This window comes from Shewanella sp. MTB7 (assembly GCF_027571385.1).
Lineage (GTDB): Bacteria > Pseudomonadota > Gammaproteobacteria > Enterobacterales > Shewanellaceae > Shewanella.
The window spans coordinates 5,475,842-5,492,426 of sequence record NZ_CP085636.1 but is presented as its reverse complement, the minus strand read 5'-3'; the positions used below and the strand labels follow the sequence as shown (position 1 = coordinate 5,492,426).

The window sequence follows — 16,585 nt, the reverse complement described above, 5'->3', positions numbered from 1 at the left end:
AGCGCTCCCCTCTGAGCTATCTGTATCTAGGGCTAAATACAGATTTACGGTGGTTATATGAAATTTTTGTGATGCTTAGTGGTGAGGTTTAACTAGCTTCATCAAATTTGGCGTCAACTAGGGCGCAAATGGCATCGAGTGCCGCACTTGCATCTTGACCTTCTCCGAGTAGGGTTATGGTTTTCCCTATACCCGTTTCTAACATTAATAGGCCTAACACACTCGCCGCAGAGGCTTTCTTATCACCTTGTATGATGGTGACTTGGGCATCAAATTCCGAAGCAAGTATTGCAAGTTTAGTTGCTGCCCGTGCGTGGAGGCCTAGCTTGTTACAGATGGTAACCTGACGTTCCAGTTTAGTCATTGCTTAATTCACGGTGGCGAGCTTGGACTGTATGTTTGCTTTTGCTAAAGAGTTTAGCTAGCTGCTCTGTGACATAGACAGATCGATGTTGGCCACCGGTACACCCTATTGCAATTGTGAGATAACTGCGATTGTTGCGTTCCAGTTGTGGCAACCAAGTTTCCAGTAGATTCTCAATTTGCCAGATAAACTTATTAACAGTGGGCTGCTGGCTAAGGAAAAGTTGTACTGGCTCATCGAGGCCTGTCATTGGTCTAAGCTCTGGCTCCCAATGGGGATTGGGTAAAAATCTGACATCAAACATAAAATCAGCTTCTACGGGCATACCATATTTGAATCCAAATGATTCAAAGTTAATGACTAACTCTTTATCCACACTGCCTAATAAGATCTCCCTAACTCGGTTGCTGAGATCGTAAATATTCAGGTTTGAGGTATCAATATAATGATCGACAAGTTTAGAGAGTGGTTCTAACAGCACTCTTTCATGATCTATCGCCTCTTTGAGTGAGGTTTTATTTTTTGATAGTGGGTGGAGACGACGTGTTTCACTGTAACGTTTGAGTAGAACTTCATCGCTTGAGTTTAGAAAGAAACTTAATAGCTCAGTACCTTCTGGTAGATTTGAAAGCTGTTTCTCTAACTCTGTTTCGTGCATATTACGAACATCCACACTAATAGCCACAAGGTCTGTGCTATCTTTGAGCTGTTCAAGTAATGTGTCCATAAGTGGCAAAGGTAAGTTGTCGACACAGTAGTATCCGAGATCTTCCAATACCCTGAGGGCGACAGATTTTCCCGAACCGGAGCGACCGGATACCATAACCAGTTTCATTGTGTTATCACCTGATAAAGTTCTGACTCATCTTGTGTTTTTCGTAACTGCTTTAAAATTAGTTTGTCATTAAGCTTTTCTGCCATAGCAGATAAGGTACTTAAATGCTGCTCACATTGATCAGCTGGAACTAATAGTGCAAATAATATATCTACCGGCTGTTTATCAATAGAGTCGAAAGCAATTGGCTCCTCGCACTTTATGAGTACCGCAACGGGTTGACTAATATTGGCTAACCTTCCATGTGGAATGGCTATGCCGTTACCTATACCTGTGCTGCCCATTTTCTCTCTGGCTAAAAGACTTTCAAAAATCTCTTGAGAGGAAAGGTTAGGGTACTGGACAGCGGCAAGATCGCTTATAAGTTCCAGTACCTTTTTCTTACTGCCCGGAGTGGCGCAAGTTGTACATTCCGGCTGCAGGATAGTGCTTAATTCCATCGTTAGTGTTTTATTTGCTTCTCTTTATGTTTAATAACCTGACGGTCGAGCTTATTTATCAGGGAGTCGATTGCGGCATACATGTCAGCATGTTCTGACATAGCAAAAACCTCTCCACCAACAAGATGAAGTTTAGCTTCTGCTATTTGCTGCATTTTCTGAACATTTAAAATAACGTGCACATTATTGATCTGATCGAAATGTCGTTCAAGCTTTGAAAATTTTTCTTCAACATACTGACGAAGAGATGTTGTGATTTCGATATGATGACCTGTTACGTTAATTTGCATAGAAATACTCCTCCGGACTCGATTGTGTTTGAAAGCACGCTCGTCGATTAGAGGTTTACATTGCATATTTAGGTATCTGACTAACGTCACAATGTTTAACCTCAACATATTAATATCTTAATTTTCAAAAATATTCTATAAGCTCTTTCTTTGATTTGATGGTGGTATGAGCAAAGCCTCACGGTACTTGGCTATGGTTCTTCTCGCTACTTTAATGCCTTGTTCAGCTAACAGTAGTGCCATCTTACTGTCACTTAATGGTTTCTGTTGGTTTTCTGCAGCAACTAGCTTCTTAATAAAGGCGCGAATTGCGGTTGATGAACATTCGCCACCGTCGTCGGTACCCACATGACTTGAGAAGAAGTATTTCAGTTCAAAAATACCTCTTGGGGTGTGCATATATTTTTGGGTTGTGACACGTGAAATGGTCGATTCATGCATCTCGACCTCTTCAGCGATGTCATTTAACACCATAGGCTTCATCGCTTCTTCACCGTATTCAAAGAAGCCTTGTTGAAACTTAACAATGCAGTTCGAAACTTTAAGTAAAGTATCGCTACGACTTTCTAAACTCTTGATAAACCACTTAGCTTCCTGCAAGTGTCCACGAATAAACTGACTGTCTGCCTGACTTTTAGTGCTGCGGGCCATGGATGCATAATGTTGGTTTACATTTATTTTGGGTAAGTAATCTGGATTTAGTTCAACTATCCAACGACCTTTTTTCTTGGTCACTGTGACATCAGGGATCACATATTCATCACGGTTTGGTGTTATGGCGAGTCCTGGACGGGGATTCAAGGTTTGAATCAACTCTATTGCTTGCCTTAACTCATCCTCTTTTAGTTTGGTTTTACGCATTAAGAGACGGAAGTCTCGGCCGGCGATAAGATCCAGGTGTTCTTTGATTAACAGTCTGGCGTTATCAATATGAGGCGTTGTGCTAGCGTATTGAGCGAGCTGGATGAAAAGACATTCGCTGAGATCGCGTGCTGCGACTCCAATAGGGTCAAAATGTTGAATACGTTTAAGTACAGCTTCCACTTCATCGAGTTCAATTTCGGGATCGCCCATAGCCTCTAAAATATCGTCAGTATTTTGTGTCAGGTAACCACGTTCATCGACCGCATCAATAATGGCGGTAGCAATGGCGAGATCGTTATCTGAAAATGGGGTTAAATTCTTTTGCCACTCAAGATGCTCAAATAAACCTTCACTGGTTTCACCTTGAAAGGGGAGATCGTCGTCTCGCATTGCACCCGAAGCTGAATTAGGGCTTGCCGTATAGACTTCATCCCAAGTGGTATCCATAGGCAGATCTTCAGGCATAGAATCTTGTGCTAAGGCCTCGGAAGTTTCCAATGTCGAACTGTCTTTTTCGACGACAGTTTCAGCGGAAGCACTGAAATCTGTTTCATCATTTATCTTGGCATCGCTATTGTCAGCTGTTGCGTCGACCTGCTCTTCATCCAACTCAAGTAGAGGGTTGGAGTCTAGTGCTTGTTGGATCTCCTGTTGCAGTTCCAGTGACGATAGCTGCAACAGACGTATGGCCTGCTGAAGCTGTGGAGTCATGGTTAAGTGTTGACCCATTTTGAGCTGGAGTGACGCTTTCATGTACTGCTATTCCCTTCTTTGTACTTATTAAAATGAGAAAGCCTGCTGGAGTTATTTTGGAAGTCTTCGCTTCCTAAATACACTTCATTAGAATGAGTAATATCGATGTATCATATCCATTTTCTAGGGGGGAAATCATTCCCTAGATTAACTATAGCTTGAATTGTTCTCCTAAGTACACCGCTCGTACTTGCTGATTGTCTAAGATTTCTGCGGGTGTTCCTTCGGCAATTAAATTTCCATGACTCACGATATAAGCATGCTCACAAACGTCTAATGTTTCCCTCACGTTGTGATCAGTAATAAGCACTCCAAGACCGCGACTCTTGAGCTGTAAAATGATTTTTTTAATGTCGATGACCGAGATAGGATCGACGCCAGCAAAAGGTTCATCGAGTAAAATAAACTTTGGGTTCGCGGCTAATGCTCTTGCTATCTCTACACGTCGACGTTCGCCGCCGGAAAGCGACATTCCTTGACTATCTCGAATATGAGTAATATGAAACTCTTCCAGTAGATGTTCTAGTTGCTCTTCTCGTGCATTTTTATCAAGTTCATCTCGAGTTTCCAGTACGGCCATAATATTATCTCTGACCGATAACTTTCTAAAGATGCTTGCTTCTTGGGGCAAGTAGCCTATGCCTTTACGAGCACGCAGATGCATAGGATCTAGGGTGAGATCATCATCATTAATAAAGATCCGCCCTTTATCACTTTGAACTAGCCCTACGACCATGTAAAAAGTGGTGGTCTTCCCTGCACCATTAGGTCCAAGTAGACCAACAATTTGGCCGGTTTTGACGGTTAAGCTGACATCTTGTACTACGGCACGGTTCTTATAGCTTTTCGCTAGGTTTACAGCCTTTAACGTCAAAGAGCTCATTTAATCTCCTGAGTGTTTAATGCAGATTCGGCTAGTGTCTTTGGCTGTTCAACTTGTGCTTCTGGCTGAGCTTTTGAAGGAGCGGGTTGTGTCTCTGGCTTTGTGTCTTCTTGATAACTTTCAGGTTGAATTATAGTGATAACACGATCATTACCTGTGCTCTCGGCAATGAGCTGTTGTTTAGCAATGTTATATTGAATTTGATCGCCTGTAACTTGACTGCCATCTTGCTCAAGTGTCGCATTGCCCTTCAAGATAAGCGTGCGCTTAGATAGTTCGTAGCGGATCTCTTTGGCACTGGCATGTGCCGGACGGCCATCTTCCATTATTTGTGAGTAGGTTGCCGGATTACCTGTGGCAACCAAAATACGCCCACCAGAGCCCTCTTTGGTGAAAGCTCTGAGCATATCAGCATGTATTCTTACTGAGCCTTGAGTCACTTCAACTGGGCCATTAAATATGATTTGATTATTTTTAATATCAGCTTCTTGACTTGCCGCAGATATTTTAACTTCTTGTCGTAAATCATCAACTTTTGCTAAGCTACTAAAGCTAACTAGGCAGAGTAAAGCTGTGATGACACAGGTATTTTGTTTCATATATTCCTTCAATTTGACCTAATAATTGTCAATTATAATCACCTAGGTACTTGAGCACTCTCTAGGTGAGGGTAACTATTGTGCTGAATATGTGCCATTAACCTGGCTGGTCAATTTAACACTTTCTGCGTTGAGATCGGCATACAAGCCAACCCCCTTAATAATAAAGTCACTACCAGTAATGTAGATCTCTCTATCGGATGTCATGATCATAGTATTAAGATCTAACTCTAGATAACTGGTTTTTATTGATTGAATTGGTTCTTGCGAGTTTATAGCATTGATAATAACATTGTTCTCGAGTATCACTTTACCCGAACCTTTATTCATGGTGCCTTTTGTCGATTGCAGCTGCCATTGAGCCTGACCTTGTTCAGGGTACACCAGATAGATAGGATCGGTGAAGTAGGTCATGTTCTCTTCTTCAAAGTGTTCCATATGCTTAGCGCTAACTCGACTGTTAACTAAGCCTTGTTCATTGTATTCAACACTTTTAAGATTATCTGCGATGTAATCAGGCCGTGAGCTAACATCGATAGTTAACGCTGTCTCTCCTCGTTTGGATTGCACTTGCCAGTAGAGCAGCAAGGCAGTGCCAAAGAAGACGATAATGGCCAGAGTGACTCTATTCATATACTCATTCCATGAGCTGTTTCGAACTTATTCTGACTAAGAAGCAATAAGTCTGTCAACTCACGCAGAGCCCCATGACCGCCTTTAATCTGGGTGACAAAATCGGCTCTTTGTTGAACGTATGGGTGACCGTCAGCCACACATACCGATAATCCTACTTGTTCCATCACTGGTAGGTCGACCATATCGTCGCCGATATAGGCAACCTCTTCGGGATTCACCTGATATAGAGACAGCAGCTCCTCATAGGGGACCAGCTTGTTATCGACACCTTGATAGATGTGAGTGATCCCAAGTGCAGTCATGCGGTCTGCGACGATTTTTGACTTTCTGCCGGTAATAATAGCCACTGGAATATTACTAGTGAGCAGAGATCTGACTCCATAACCGTCACGGGTGTGGAAGGTTTTAAGCTCATCGCCAGTATTACTCATGTAGACTAAACCATCGGAAAATACTCCATCAACATCACAAATTAGGAGTTTGATTTTTCTGGCTTTTTGCCAAACAGTATCCTCGATAGGACCGTAAAAGCCTTGGTGTGACATATTAAAGAATCTCCGTTGTCGCAATACCATGCATTTTCATTGCATGGAGAAAGTCGTTTTGCCATCAGGTTTAAGGTGGCTTATATTGGTTAAAAGAGGGCTTGAGCCCTCAAGGGAATACGTTAGATAACCCCAGCTTTAACCATGTCGAGCATGTTTAACGCGCCTATTGGATGTTGATCCGTATCAATGACAATCAAGCCATTGATGTCTTTATCTTCCATTATTTTCAGTGCTGCAGCCGCTAAGATATCGGCAGAGACTGTGACGCAGCCTTTAGACATAACATCACTGATTGAGGTGGTGCGCAAGTTAACCTCGCTATCAATAACACGTCTTAGATCGCCATCAGTAAAAATACCGACTAATTTATTATCCCCATCGACGATCGCCGTCATACCTAAACTTTTCTTAGAGATCTCATAGAGGGCTTCGGTGATACAAATATCATGGCTAACAGACGGCAGGTCTTTACCTGCATGCATAACATCACTTACCTTGAGCAGTAATTTACGTCCTAGGCTACCACCAGGATGAGAGAGTGCGAAGTCATCTTTGGTAAATCCTCTGGCTTGCAGAAGAGCCACCGCTAAGGCATCCCCCATGACCAAAGTTGCCGTTGTGCTAGACGTTGGTGCTAAGCCTAAGGGACAAGCCTCTTCTGGTACTTCTATGCATAGATGTACTACAGATAATTTAGCCATGTTGGAGTCCGGATTACCTGTACAGGCAATAACGGGCAGCCCCATGCGTTTAATGACGGGCATTAAGGTGAGTATTTCGCTGGCTTCACCTGAGTTAGAGATAACCAAAATAATATCATTTTCGCCTAACACTCCCAGATCCCCATGGCTTGCTTCACCCGGGTGAACAAAGAAAGCCGGTGTGCCAGTGCTAGCGAGTGTTGCTGAAATCTTATTGCCTATATGTCCTGATTTACCCATCCCCATTACGATGACTTTGCCTGTGCAATTAAGAATTAGCTTACAGGCTTGGGAGAACTCTGGAGAATCGACGTATTGGTATAGGTTATCGAGTGCATTACGCTCGATGTCGATAACATTTCTACCCCATTGGCGAAGTTGAGTTACATCTACCATCTTGATCTCTCTATTTGTTTAAGGCTATCTAGGTTTAGATTAAGCTTAATAAAATATGTCAGTTTATATTTACTAAAAACCGGTTAAGTTAAACCTGAAACAGGACTAACTGATATGCGATGAAGGTACAGAGTAATACCACACCGTGCCAGCGCTTTAAGGATCGTTCCCGGCCGCTTAATAGTATAAATATGGCAAGGGCGCTGCTGGTTGCGAGCACCATGTAAAAGTCACGAGTACTGGCTGCTGGGTCAACGACTCCTGGAGCAATAATGCCCGGAATGGCCAACACCGCTAAAATATTGAATAGGTTTGAGCCTACAATGTTGCCTATGGCCAGATCATCCTCTTTTTTGAGTACACCCGCAACACATGCAGCAAGTTCAGGAAGACTGGTACCTATGGCAATAATGGTTAACCCTATCACTAAGTCAGACAAATGATAGGCTTTTGCAATCCCAACAGCCCCTTGTACCATCCAATCAGCTGAGAGGGGAAGGAGCACAATACCGACAGCTAACCACATCACAGCCTTGGATGTTGGTACTCCTGTTGGGATCTCACTGTCCGACTCATCTTCTAAGGCATCTTTTTTCTTATTTGTGACGGCGTGCCAGATAAAGTAACCCATAAGGATGAAGAAGAGACCCAACAACATGAAGCCTTCTAGACGGGTCAGCATACCGTCATGGAGGAAGTAGCCTGCGATAGCGGTGGCAATGATCATCAGTGGAATTTCACGCTTTAAGGTTTGAGAACTAACAGCAATGGCTCCCAACAGTGCGGTGAGTCCTAATATTAGCGTGATGTTTGCGACGTTAGATCCTAAAACATTTCCAATGGCTGTATCTGTCATGCCTTCCATTGAAGCGGTCGCAGCGACGAACATTTCAGGGGCTGAGCTACCCATGGCGACGATGGTTAATCCGATTAACATTGGAGGGAGGCCAAAATTGCGAGCAAAAGCAGCAGCACCGTAAACAAACTTGTCAGCGCTCCAAACTAGCGTGACTAATCCGACGGTAAGCATGAAAATATTAAATAACATCAAATTACTCAGTAGATAGGCCGACGCGTATTTTCGCTGTAATTGAGCCAAATTGAAAGTATTGCGACAAGATAGTGTCGATTCAGTTGTACCGAATAGTTCAATTACGTACAATTTGCCTCTTTTTCTTTCGTTAGGCTGTTTAACCGGGCTGTTAACTCACATTAAGTGGGATGGATACATGATCGATAATAAGGTGTTAGCTGAGCCTGAATCATTGGTTGAGATCCACAATTTGGTTTTTTATTCTTTCGTTAGGCTGTTTAACTGGACAGTTAACTCACGTTAAGTGGAATGGATGCATGATGGAGCAAAAGATATTAGCTGAGCAAAAATCATTGGTCGAGATCCACAATTTGGGTTTCAGTCGTGGTGAACATGTCATTTTTGATGACATTAGTCTGTCTATTCCTAAAGGGAAGGTCACGGCTATTATGGGTCCCAGTGGGATAGGCAAGACCACCTTGCTTAAATTGATAGGCGGGCAATTGACACCCAATGTCGGCCAAGTGTTATTCGATGGTGTTGATGTACATAAGTGCAGCAGAGAGGAGTTGTTCATACTGCGTAAACGTATGAGCATGTTGTTTCAAAGCGGCGCGCTATTTACTGATATGAACGTATTCGATAATGTGGCCTTTGCCTTACGGGAGCATTCCGGTCTGCCGGAAACCATAATCAGACGTATCGTCTTGATGAAACTTGAAGCGGTTGGATTGCGCGGTACGGCTAACATGATGCCCAATGAATTATCCGGTGGGATGCAGCGCAGAGCGGCGTTGGCCAGAGCGATTGCGCTCGAACCTGAGATGGTGATGTACGATGAACCCTTTGCAGGACAAGATCCTATCTCTATGGGGGTGCTCGTTAAGCTGATCCGTGAACTGTCTGATGCGTTGCAACTGACCTCTGTGGTGATCTCTCACGATGTGCTGGAGGTGCTCAGTATTGCTGATTATGTGTATGTAATGGCAGATAAACGTGTGATAGCCCAAGGAACACCTGCTGAGCTTAAAGCTTCTGAGATTGAGCAGTTAAAGCAGTTTATCGGTGGCGAGCCCGATGGGCCGGTGCCTTTTCATTTTCCTGCTCAAGACTATCAAAGGGACTTGCTTGGATAAGATGATGATATTGAATTTATGTTCAGTCCCCTCTGCTACTGTGTGGGGGGTAAAATGAATTTGTTAGATAAAGTTGCCGTTTTGGGGCGCTCGAGCATTGAATTGATCAGCGGTTTTGGTCGTGCTGGTTTGATGTTATGGGGAGCCATTGCACGTAAGCCGAGGGCAAAAGATTTCTCTTTGTTTGTTAAGCAATTATACGTAGTTGGTGTGCAATCTGTGGTGCTTATATTCGTCTCAGGACTTTTTATCGGCATGGTTTTGGCTCTGCAAGGGTATAATATTCTTGTTGGCTTCGGTACCGAAGAGAGTTTAGGGCCTATGGTTGCACTCAGTTTACTTCGTGAGTTAGGACCTGTGGTCACCGCGTTGTTGTTTGCCGGACGTGCGGGCTCTGCGCTGACAGCCGAGATAGGCTTGATGAAAAGCACCGAGCAATTATCAAGCCTAGAGATGATGGCGATTGATCCGCTAAGGCAGATAATTTCCCCGCGTTTTTGGGCTGGAGTGGTGAGTTTACCCCTGTTGACTCTTATTTTTACCGCTGTGGGGATATACGGCGGATACATCGTTGGAGTTGAATGGAAAGGGATAGATAGTGGTAGCTTTTGGTCTATTTTGCAGGCTTCGGTCGAGTGGCGACAAGATATCGTCAATTGCTTAATTAAGAGTGTAGTGTTTGCGGTCGTGGTGACTTGGATTGCCCTGTATCGTGGCTATCAGGTAGTACCAAACCCTGAAGGAATAAGTAAGGCAACGACGCAAACAGTTGTGCAGTCAAGTCTGGCTGTGTTGGCGTTAGACTTCCTGCTTACAGCCATGATGTTTGGTAGTTAATGGATGAACATGGATATTGACGTGATGGTATTCAAACATAGAGTGGAAATAAGAGTATGTTGACACGTAAAATCGAAATATTGGTGGGCTTGTTTATTTTGTCAGGCTTAGCTGCGTTTTTAGTTTTGGTGTTTAATGTCGCCAATGTGGAAGTTAAATCTAATGGCAGTAATTACACCCTATACGCTAAATTTAGTAATATTGGTGGGTTAAAGGTGCGCTCTCCGGTAAAAGTCGGTGGTGTCGTAGTCGGGCGAGTGAGTGAAATTAACCTCGACCCTACTGAGCTTGTCCCTGTGGTTAAAATCGCGATGGATAATAAATTTAATCAGTTTCCAGAAACCAGTAGTCTGTCTATTTTGACATCAGGTTTGTTAGGGGAGCAGTTTTTAGGCCTTACTCCTGGCTTTATCGATGACGATATAGCCATGCTAGTGGATGGCGATCGCATCGATGATACTCACTCTGCACTGGTGTTAGAGGAACTGATTGGCCAATTTTTATACAGTTCGTCGTCAAAGAATTAAGGAATGAGAATGGTTAATCGAATATATAAACTTGCTGCTTCAGTCGTATTAGTGATGGTAAGTGTGTTAGCACATAGTGAAGAGTCTGAGGTGAACAGCATGGACCCCTATGCTATGGTGGAAACCGTTGCCAATAATACGTTTGACAGATTTCATCATGATATTGCCATTATTGAGATCAATCCTGACCACTTAAAGGTGATAGTCTCGGATGAGTTGATGCCTTATATCGATGCCAAATATGCTTCTTATAAGGTGATGGGAACCTATTTAAAGCAGACGACTAAAGTGCAACGTGAGCGGTTTGTTGAAGCGTTTAGAGGGTATTTAATCTCTACATATGCTCAGGCATTTACTGAATACACTGACCAAAAGGTAAGGTTCGCTCCATCAGCTGATTTCAGTAAAGAGAAGATGGTTAATGTGGACGTACAGATTGTCGATGTAGGTCGACCACCGATTAAACTTCAGTTCAGAGTTCGTCGTCTTAAAGATGATAGCTGGAAGGCGTTTGATCTTGTGGCTGAGGGTGTAAGTTTACTTGCATCAAAAAGTGCAGAAATTTCAAATCTTATCCGTCAAAAGGGGATTGATACTGTGATCACTGAGCTTGAGGAACGTACTAAGACCTCCATCCATCGTGCTGCTACGGATAAGAAAGCTTAAGTGGCCGATTTTATTCAGCAAGGCTCTGTGTGCCATATTAGTGGACGCTTGTCCCAAGCCGAAGTGCCTGCACTGTGGTTACAGAGATACTCGCTCTTAAGTAAAGGCGTAGAGGTCATCGACCTTTCTACACTCTCATACAGTGACAGTGCTGGGATCGCCTTTATTTTAGAGTTGATGAGCTTAGCAAGAGCCGAACAACGCGCTTTGAGCTTTGTTTCTCCCTCGGAGCAACTCTCAAAACTGATCGATTTATATGATTTAGAACTCTTCTTCACAGCAAGAAGTAATACAAGGTAAACAGATCCATGAATTCTAACGAGACAGAGCAAGTTAGCGAAGAAGCGGTAAAACTTAAAGAGATAGAGCAGTTGTTATTGGATGCACTTTCATTAGATGAAGTTCATGTGACCCAAGCTGGAACCCACTATAAAATCGTTGCCGTCGGTGAATGTTTCGATGGCATGGGACGTGTAAAGCAGCAGCAGACCATCTATGGACCGCTAATGGATCGTATCACTAGCGGTGAACTGCATGCGCTAACGATCAATGCTTTCACGCCGACACAATGGAAGCGTGAAAAAGTATTTAACATGTAAGCTGAGAGTGAAAGTGGATAAATTAAAAATTGAGGCAAGCGGTGCGCTTGCCGGTAATGTTGTAATCTCGGGCGCTAAGAATGCCGCGCTACCTATCTTGATGGCGGGTGTTTTAGCTGAAACCGATTTTATTGTAAGTAATGTTCCTAATCTTAGGGATGTGAATACCAGTTGCGAGCTGCTTCGTTGCCTTGGCGCCGAAGTGACGCATAATGATAACAGTGTGCGTATTTCAACGACCACGCTAAATAACTTCTGTGCACCCTATGACTTAGTTAAAACTATGCGTGCATCAATCCTTATTTTAGGTCCCTTGCTGGCTCGCTTCGGAACCGCTGATGTGTCTCTGCCTGGTGGTTGTGCCATCGGTGCGCGTCCTGTGAATCTTCATCTTCATGGTTTAGAGCAAATGGGCGCAAAAATTGAAGTTGAAGAGGGTTACATCAAAGCTCGTGTTGATGGTCGCCTAAAAGGCGCACATATCTTCATGGATATGATTAGTGTTGGCGCTACTGAAAACTTGTTAATGGCTGCTACACTTGCCGATGGTGAGACTGTCATTGAAAATGCAGCCCGTGAGCCTGAAATTATTGATTTAGCAAATTGCTTGATTGCTATGGGGGCTAAAATTGAAGGTGCAGGCACGGACTCTATTCGAATTCAAGGTGTCGAATCTTTACAAGGCTGTCATTATCGAGTGATGCCTGACAGAATCGAGACGGGTAGCTTTTTGATTGCAGCTGCCGTTACGCGTGGCAAGATACGTTGTATTGATGCTGATCCATCCACACTTGAAGCGGTACTGGCAAAGCTTGAAGATGCTGGTGCGAGTATTACCACAGGTAGTGATTGGATTGAGCTGGATATGCAAGGTAAGCGACCTAAGGCTGTGAATATAAAAACAGTGCCTTACCCTGGTTTTCCAACCGATATGCAAGCACAGTTTTGTTTGTTGAACGTGTTAGCCGAGGGCACTTCGACCATCACTGAAACCATCTTTGAGAATCGCTTTATGCACGTTCCTGAGCTTATCCGTATGGGCGCTAATATGGAATTAGAAGGGAACACTTGTATCATTCAGGGCATAGATAGACTTAATGGTGCTCAAGTCATGGCTACGGATCTAAGAGCTTCTGCGAGTTTGGTTATTGCAGGCTTAGTGGCCAATGGCACAACTATCGTTGATCGTATCTACCATCTGGATCGTGGTTATGAACATATTGAAGATAAGTTCAAAGGCTTAGGCGGACAGATTGTTCGTGTAAGCTAACCAGTATTTGCTTAAGTTTTAGTGTTTAAAGCCACTCGTTTACCGAGTGGCTTTTTGTTTATAGCGACGGGGATTATTCAGATCCTTCTGCTATTGTGTATTAAGAGTCTTCAGCCACATTTTCACCGATAGTCACTGGCACATCATAGACTTTACCTTTACGAATAATGGTCATCGTGACTTGTTTATTTGGTGCTGATTCGGCAATTCTGTCCATCAGCATCTCGACACCGGGTACAAGTTCACCTTCATATTTAGTGATGACATCTCTGGGTTGCAATTGAGCTTTAGCGGCGGGGCCATTAGGATCGATCGCTGTGATAACAACCCCTGCAAGATCTGGCAGATTAAGAATTTGGGCTATCACAGGTCCAACAGGTTCACCGGTGATGCCTAATGCTCCCCGTATGACACGTCCATCTTTAATCAGTTTACCCATGATGCTATGGGCTAATTTGATTGGAATGGCGAAGTTGATACCATGACCGCCACCTTCACCTCCCACCTGAAAAGCAGCAGTATTTATGCCGATAAGTTGGCCACTGGTGTCGATCAGTGCACCACCTGAATTACCGGCATTAATCGCGGCATCAGTTTGTAGAAAATCTAAGTAACCAGAACTTAAGCCATTACGCCCTGTTGCGCTGATAATGCCTTGGGTGATGGTTTGTCCAATGTTATAGGGGTTACCAATGGCTAAAACGACATCGCCGACCTGAGCTGGTACACCTAAGTTGACTGGCACAATAGGGAGTGTATCTCCCTCAACCTTTACTTCTAGTTTTAATACTGCAAGATCGGTAACGGGATCGGAACCGACCACTTCAGAGGTAAATTTGCGACCATCCTGTAAAGCGATAACAATCTCATCGGCGTTTTTTATGACATGATAATTAGTGAGGATATAACCCTCTTTACTCATTATGACGCCGGAGCCTAGACCCTGTAGAGATCCTGAATTTAGCGGTTGGTTGCGGTTAACACTCAGGCTGTAGATGTTAACAACCGCGGGGGCTGCTCGTCTGACGGCTTTAGAAAAAGAGAGTTCGAAACCATTGTCACCACGTTTTTGAAAAAATAGGTTTGAAGGATTATTGCTAAGCAGTGGGGTGACGAAAATAAAGACTGCAGCCATGATGAGGCCAAAGGTGACAGCCTTACCAACGTACAATAATGTATTTTTTATAGCCATGTTTTAGATAGTTAAGCAAAATTTGGATTAGATTAACACGATTGTTCTTAATAAGCATGAGAGGATTGATGGTTAACATCGAGTGTTAACCATCAATCCTTTGGTTTATCTTAAGACTAAGAAAAGGTTGCTATGGCCACGCTGTATTTTCAATGCCACAGTACCTTGCTGCTCTTTTAGCTTAGCTTTAAGGGAGTTGAGATCATTGATTGAGTTGCGATTTACGCCGACAATGATGTCGCCTTTTTGTAATCCGCTCGCTGCAGCTGGTGAGTTTTGCGCAATATCAGTAATTTTGACGCCATCATCACTATTTTCAAGTGCTGCACCTGTCAGCATTGGATGAACAGCTCCTGCAGAAGTTTCAGTCGTTTGGCTAGCTTCGCCAAGTGTCGCAGAGACTGTTTTCGAGTCACCATCACGGATCAAACCAAATTTGACCTTAGCGCCAGCCCCCATAGTGGCCACTTTCGCTCGTAACTCCTGAAAGCTCTTAATTTTACGGTCATTGACGCTGACGATGATATCACCCGCTTTAATCCCCGCTTTATCTGCTGCACTATTTTCCATAACCTGATCGACAAAACCACCATGTTGAGTGTCGAGTCCAAACGCCTGTGCAAGCTCGTTGTTTAAATCTCTGCCGGACACGCCGAGTACGCCGCGACGCACTTCACCATGTTCAATAATTTGATCGACTAAGTTATTGACCATGTTAGCTGGGATGGCAAAACCAATACCGACGTTACCGCCACCTGGCGCGACAATTGCGGTATTGATACCGATAAGATCACCATTAAGGTTGACTAAGGCACCACCTGAGTTGCCACTATTAATGGCGGCATCGGTTTGAATGAAGTTTTCAAGCATCTCGATGCCTAAACCGCTACGACCCATGGCACTGACAATCCCTGATGTAACGGTTTGCCCTAGACCAAAGGGGTTTCCTATGGCGACAGCAAAATCTCCCACTTTAAGCTCGTCAGAATCAGCACGTTTTAGTGCGACTAAGTTTTTGGCTTTAATCTGCAATAATGCAATGTCTGATTCAGCGTCGGCGCCAATCAATGTTGCTTCGATTTCTCGGCCATCATGTAGACCAATCAAAATTTCATCGGCACCCTCAATCACATGATTGTTAGTAACGATGTAGCCATTTTTAGCATCGATGATTACCCCTGAACCTAGTCCACGAAAAGGACGCTCCTGAAGCTGTTCCTGTGGGGTATTAGGGCCAAAAAAGTGGCGGAAGGCATCCGGTATTTTCTGTTTCGATACATGGGTGCCTTCAACGGCGATGGCTACCACAGCAGGAGTTGTGCGTTCCAACATCGGCGCAAGACTTGGAATGACATCACCATTAACGGCAATTGGTATTGCTGCCTGAGATATGGCTGGAGTCAAGGTGAGAGAGGCCGTTAACAGGACGACTGAGAGTAAGCTTAATTTCGTTTTCATCAATTCATGGCTCCAAAGTCAAATATGGAAATGTGATCACTTATGAATATTAAAGAATATCAATGCTTTTTCAAGCTGTGATCACAGTTCGTTATGAAGTCCGACCTAAACGATGGTATGAAAGTTCATCTTGATGAATAAAGATTAATTATTTTTATTCACTATAATGATGCTGTCGGTCTCTTGGTCGTGCATCTCGTGCTCTTGGTCTGTTAATGCGTTGAAGCTCTGTTTCATCTCTTCAGCCTTAATAATACTGAAAGTGGCCAAAGGTTTAACACTGTTCTTAGGCGCTAATGTGTTAGCGGCTTCATTCCACTGTTTATTGACCTTATTGAGTTGCTCAGTAAGTTCTGCAAGTTGTTGGTAATGATCTTCAAAATGATCAGTGACCTCCTGCTTGTGCTGACTAAGTTCTAAACGTGTTTGCTCCAGTACTTTATCTTTACCATTCGAGTCATTATTCTTGGCAAAAATTGATCTGATCACATAACCTAAAACGATACCTAGCACAAAAGTGGCAACAACTAACGGCCATTCCATAGATGAATCCTCTGG

Annotated in this window: 21 protein-coding genes; 7 read left to right on the top strand and 14 right to left on the bottom strand. The window is 43.6% G+C overall.

Features of this window, described 5'->3' with window-relative positions; genetic code table 11:
• Window positions 1-88: 88 nt before the first annotated feature.
• The 11 genes from HWQ47_RS23980 to HWQ47_RS23930 form a co-directional block, all read right to left on the bottom strand.
• Window positions 89-364: an HPr family phosphocarrier protein gene (locus HWQ47_RS23980; protein WP_269968490.1), complete on the bottom strand. Its 276-nt coding sequence runs from the start codon at window positions 362-364 to the stop codon at window positions 89-91.
• Window positions 357-1,199, bottom strand: a complete 843-nt coding sequence (gene rapZ / locus HWQ47_RS23975; RefSeq protein WP_269968489.1) for an RNase adapter RapZ — start codon at window positions 1,197-1,199, stop codon at window positions 357-359. The genes HWQ47_RS23980 and rapZ overlap by 8 nt, the downstream gene beginning before the upstream one ends.
• Entirely contained in the window at window positions 1,196-1,639 is a 444-nt protein-coding gene (gene ptsN / locus HWQ47_RS23970; RefSeq protein WP_269968488.1) for a PTS IIA-like nitrogen regulatory protein PtsN, read from the bottom strand. The genes rapZ and ptsN overlap by 4 nt, the downstream gene beginning before the upstream one ends.
• Before the next feature lie 2 nt (window positions 1,640-1,641).
• On the bottom strand, window positions 1,642-1,929 hold the full coding sequence (gene hpf / locus HWQ47_RS23965; protein WP_269968487.1) for a ribosome hibernation promoting factor: 288 nt from the start codon (window positions 1,927-1,929) through the stop codon (window positions 1,642-1,644).
• A gap of 135 nt (window positions 1,930-2,064) precedes the next feature.
• The gene (locus HWQ47_RS23960) at window positions 2,065-3,546 is read right to left on the bottom strand and encodes an RNA polymerase factor sigma-54 (protein ID WP_269968486.1); all 1,482 of its coding nucleotides are present in this window, start codon (window positions 3,544-3,546) and stop codon (window positions 2,065-2,067) included.
• 151 nt (window positions 3,547-3,697) lie between these two features.
• Complete coding sequence (gene lptB / locus HWQ47_RS23955) at window positions 3,698-4,429, bottom strand: LPS export ABC transporter ATP-binding protein (protein ID WP_269968485.1); 732 nt, start codon at window positions 4,427-4,429, stop codon at window positions 3,698-3,700.
• Window positions 4,426-5,028 (bottom strand): lipopolysaccharide transport periplasmic protein LptA, encoded by a 603-nt coding sequence (gene lptA / locus HWQ47_RS23950; RefSeq protein ID WP_269968484.1) that lies wholly within the window; start codon window positions 5,026-5,028, stop codon window positions 4,426-4,428. The genes lptB and lptA overlap by 4 nt, the downstream gene beginning before the upstream one ends.
• A gap of 75 nt (window positions 5,029-5,103) precedes the next feature.
• The gene (gene lptC, locus HWQ47_RS23945; protein WP_269968483.1) at window positions 5,104-5,661 is read right to left on the bottom strand and encodes an LPS export ABC transporter periplasmic protein LptC; all 558 of its coding nucleotides are present in this window, start codon (window positions 5,659-5,661) and stop codon (window positions 5,104-5,106) included.
• On the bottom strand, window positions 5,658-6,209 hold the full coding sequence (kdsC, locus tag HWQ47_RS23940) for a 3-deoxy-manno-octulosonate-8-phosphatase KdsC (RefSeq protein ID WP_269968482.1): 552 nt from the start codon (window positions 6,207-6,209) through the stop codon (window positions 5,658-5,660). The genes lptC and kdsC overlap by 4 nt, the downstream gene beginning before the upstream one ends.
• Window positions 6,210-6,331: 122 nt before the next feature.
• Window positions 6,332-7,309, bottom strand: a complete 978-nt coding sequence (locus HWQ47_RS23935) for a KpsF/GutQ family sugar-phosphate isomerase (protein WP_269968481.1) — start codon at window positions 7,307-7,309, stop codon at window positions 6,332-6,334.
• An 88-nt stretch (window positions 7,310-7,397) separates the two neighbouring features.
• Entirely contained in the window at window positions 7,398-8,357 is a 960-nt protein-coding gene (locus HWQ47_RS23930; protein ID WP_269971847.1) for a calcium/sodium antiporter, read from the bottom strand.
• A gap of 305 nt (window positions 8,358-8,662) precedes the next feature.
• Between HWQ47_RS23930 and HWQ47_RS23925 the strand changes: the two genes are divergently transcribed.
• From HWQ47_RS23925 to murA, 7 genes are read left to right on the top strand one after another with little or no spacing between them, the layout of a single operon-like run.
• Window positions 8,663-9,478 (top strand): ATP-binding cassette domain-containing protein, encoded by an 816-nt coding sequence (locus tag HWQ47_RS23925; protein WP_269971846.1) that lies wholly within the window; start codon window positions 8,663-8,665, stop codon window positions 9,476-9,478.
• Between the two features lie 54 nt (window positions 9,479-9,532).
• On the top strand, window positions 9,533-10,315 hold the full coding sequence (mlaE, locus tag HWQ47_RS23920; protein ID WP_269968480.1) for a lipid asymmetry maintenance ABC transporter permease subunit MlaE: 783 nt from the start codon (window positions 9,533-9,535) through the stop codon (window positions 10,313-10,315).
• Window positions 10,316-10,371: 56 nt separating this feature from the next.
• Entirely contained in the window at window positions 10,372-10,842 is a 471-nt protein-coding gene (gene mlaD / locus HWQ47_RS23915) for an outer membrane lipid asymmetry maintenance protein MlaD (RefSeq protein ID WP_269968479.1), read from the top strand.
• 54 nt (window positions 10,843-10,896) lie between these two features.
• Window positions 10,897-11,508, top strand: a complete 612-nt coding sequence (locus HWQ47_RS23910; RefSeq protein WP_442802057.1) for an MlaC/ttg2D family ABC transporter substrate-binding protein — start codon at window positions 10,897-10,899, stop codon at window positions 11,506-11,508.
• Window positions 11,509-11,808 carry an STAS domain-containing protein gene (locus HWQ47_RS23905; RefSeq protein WP_269968477.1) on the top strand — a complete coding sequence of 100 codons (300 nt, stop codon included), beginning with the start codon at window positions 11,509-11,511 and terminating at the stop codon, window positions 11,806-11,808.
• A gap of 8 nt (window positions 11,809-11,816) precedes the next feature.
• A complete protein-coding gene (locus HWQ47_RS23900) occupies window positions 11,817-12,107 on the top strand; it encodes a BolA family protein (protein WP_269968476.1) in 291 nt (96 codons plus the stop codon).
• 13 nt (window positions 12,108-12,120) lie between these two features.
• Window positions 12,121-13,377 carry a UDP-N-acetylglucosamine 1-carboxyvinyltransferase gene (murA, locus tag HWQ47_RS23895; RefSeq protein WP_269968475.1) on the top strand — a complete coding sequence of 419 codons (1,257 nt, stop codon included), beginning with the start codon at window positions 12,121-12,123 and terminating at the stop codon, window positions 13,375-13,377.
• Between the two features lie 100 nt (window positions 13,378-13,477).
• Here murA and degS read toward each other — a convergent pair whose 3' ends face one another.
• The 3 genes from degS to HWQ47_RS23880 all read right to left on the bottom strand — a co-directional run bounded on the left by degS (window position 13,478) and on the right by HWQ47_RS23880 (window position 16,570).
• On the bottom strand, window positions 13,478-14,569 hold the full coding sequence (gene degS, locus HWQ47_RS23890) for an outer membrane-stress sensor serine endopeptidase DegS (RefSeq protein ID WP_269968474.1): 1,092 nt from the start codon (window positions 14,567-14,569) through the stop codon (window positions 13,478-13,480).
• Between the two features lie 105 nt (window positions 14,570-14,674).
• Entirely contained in the window at window positions 14,675-16,027 is a 1,353-nt protein-coding gene (locus tag HWQ47_RS23885; RefSeq protein ID WP_269968473.1) for a DegQ family serine endoprotease, read from the bottom strand.
• A gap of 144 nt (window positions 16,028-16,171) precedes the next feature.
• Complete coding sequence (locus tag HWQ47_RS23880; RefSeq protein WP_269968472.1) at window positions 16,172-16,570, bottom strand: ZapG family protein; 399 nt, start codon at window positions 16,568-16,570, stop codon at window positions 16,172-16,174.
• Window positions 16,571-16,585 lie beyond the last annotated feature (15 nt).

What these genes read in the sequence shown, in the direction of transcription:
- degS (WP_269968474.1), bottom strand. Translation starts at nt 14,569, where the DNA reads ATGGCTATAAAAAATACATTATTGTACGTTGGTAAGGCTGTCACCTTT.
- ptsN (WP_269968488.1), bottom strand. Translation starts at nt 1,639, where the DNA reads ATGGAATTAAGCACTATCCTGCAGCCGGAATGTACAACTTGCGCCACT.
- kdsC (WP_269968482.1), bottom strand. Translation starts at nt 6,209, where the DNA reads ATGTCACACCAAGGCTTTTACGGTCCTATCGAGGATACTGTTTGGCAA.
- mlaD (WP_269968479.1), top strand. Translation starts at nt 10,372, where the DNA reads ATGTTGACACGTAAAATCGAAATATTGGTGGGCTTGTTTATTTTGTCA.
- HWQ47_RS23910 (WP_442802057.1), top strand. Translation starts at nt 10,897, where the DNA reads ATGGTAAGTGTGTTAGCACATAGTGAAGAGTCTGAGGTGAACAGCATG.
- HWQ47_RS23960 (WP_269968486.1), bottom strand. Translation starts at nt 3,546, where the DNA reads ATGAAAGCGTCACTCCAGCTCAAAATGGGTCAACACTTAACCATGACT.
- HWQ47_RS23925 (WP_269971846.1), top strand. Translation starts at nt 8,663, where the DNA reads ATGGAGCAAAAGATATTAGCTGAGCAAAAATCATTGGTCGAGATCCAC.
- rapZ (WP_269968489.1), bottom strand. Translation starts at nt 1,199, where the DNA reads ATGAAACTGGTTATGGTATCCGGTCGCTCCGGTTCGGGAAAATCTGTC.
- mlaE (WP_269968480.1), top strand. Translation starts at nt 9,533, where the DNA reads ATGAATTTGTTAGATAAAGTTGCCGTTTTGGGGCGCTCGAGCATTGAA.
- HWQ47_RS23930 (WP_269971847.1), bottom strand. Translation starts at nt 8,357, where the DNA reads ATGTTATTTAATATTTTCATGCTTACCGTCGGATTAGTCACGCTAGTT.
- lptC (WP_269968483.1), bottom strand. Translation starts at nt 5,661, where the DNA reads ATGAATAGAGTCACTCTGGCCATTATCGTCTTCTTTGGCACTGCCTTG.
- HWQ47_RS23880 (WP_269968472.1), bottom strand. Translation starts at nt 16,570, where the DNA reads ATGGAATGGCCGTTAGTTGTTGCCACTTTTGTGCTAGGTATCGTTTTA.
- HWQ47_RS23900 (WP_269968476.1), top strand. Translation starts at nt 11,817, where the DNA reads ATGAATTCTAACGAGACAGAGCAAGTTAGCGAAGAAGCGGTAAAACTT.
- HWQ47_RS23980 (WP_269968490.1), bottom strand. Translation starts at nt 364, where the DNA reads ATGACTAAACTGGAACGTCAGGTTACCATCTGTAACAAGCTAGGCCTC.
- HWQ47_RS23935 (WP_269968481.1), bottom strand. Translation starts at nt 7,309, where the DNA reads ATGGTAGATGTAACTCAACTTCGCCAATGGGGTAGAAATGTTATCGAC.
- HWQ47_RS23885 (WP_269968473.1), bottom strand. Translation starts at nt 16,027, where the DNA reads ATGAAAACGAAATTAAGCTTACTCTCAGTCGTCCTGTTAACGGCCTCT.
- hpf (WP_269968487.1), bottom strand. Translation starts at nt 1,929, where the DNA reads ATGCAAATTAACGTAACAGGTCATCATATCGAAATCACAACATCTCTT.
- lptA (WP_269968484.1), bottom strand. Translation starts at nt 5,028, where the DNA reads ATGAAACAAAATACCTGTGTCATCACAGCTTTACTCTGCCTAGTTAGC.
- lptB (WP_269968485.1), bottom strand. Translation starts at nt 4,429, where the DNA reads ATGAGCTCTTTGACGTTAAAGGCTGTAAACCTAGCGAAAAGCTATAAG.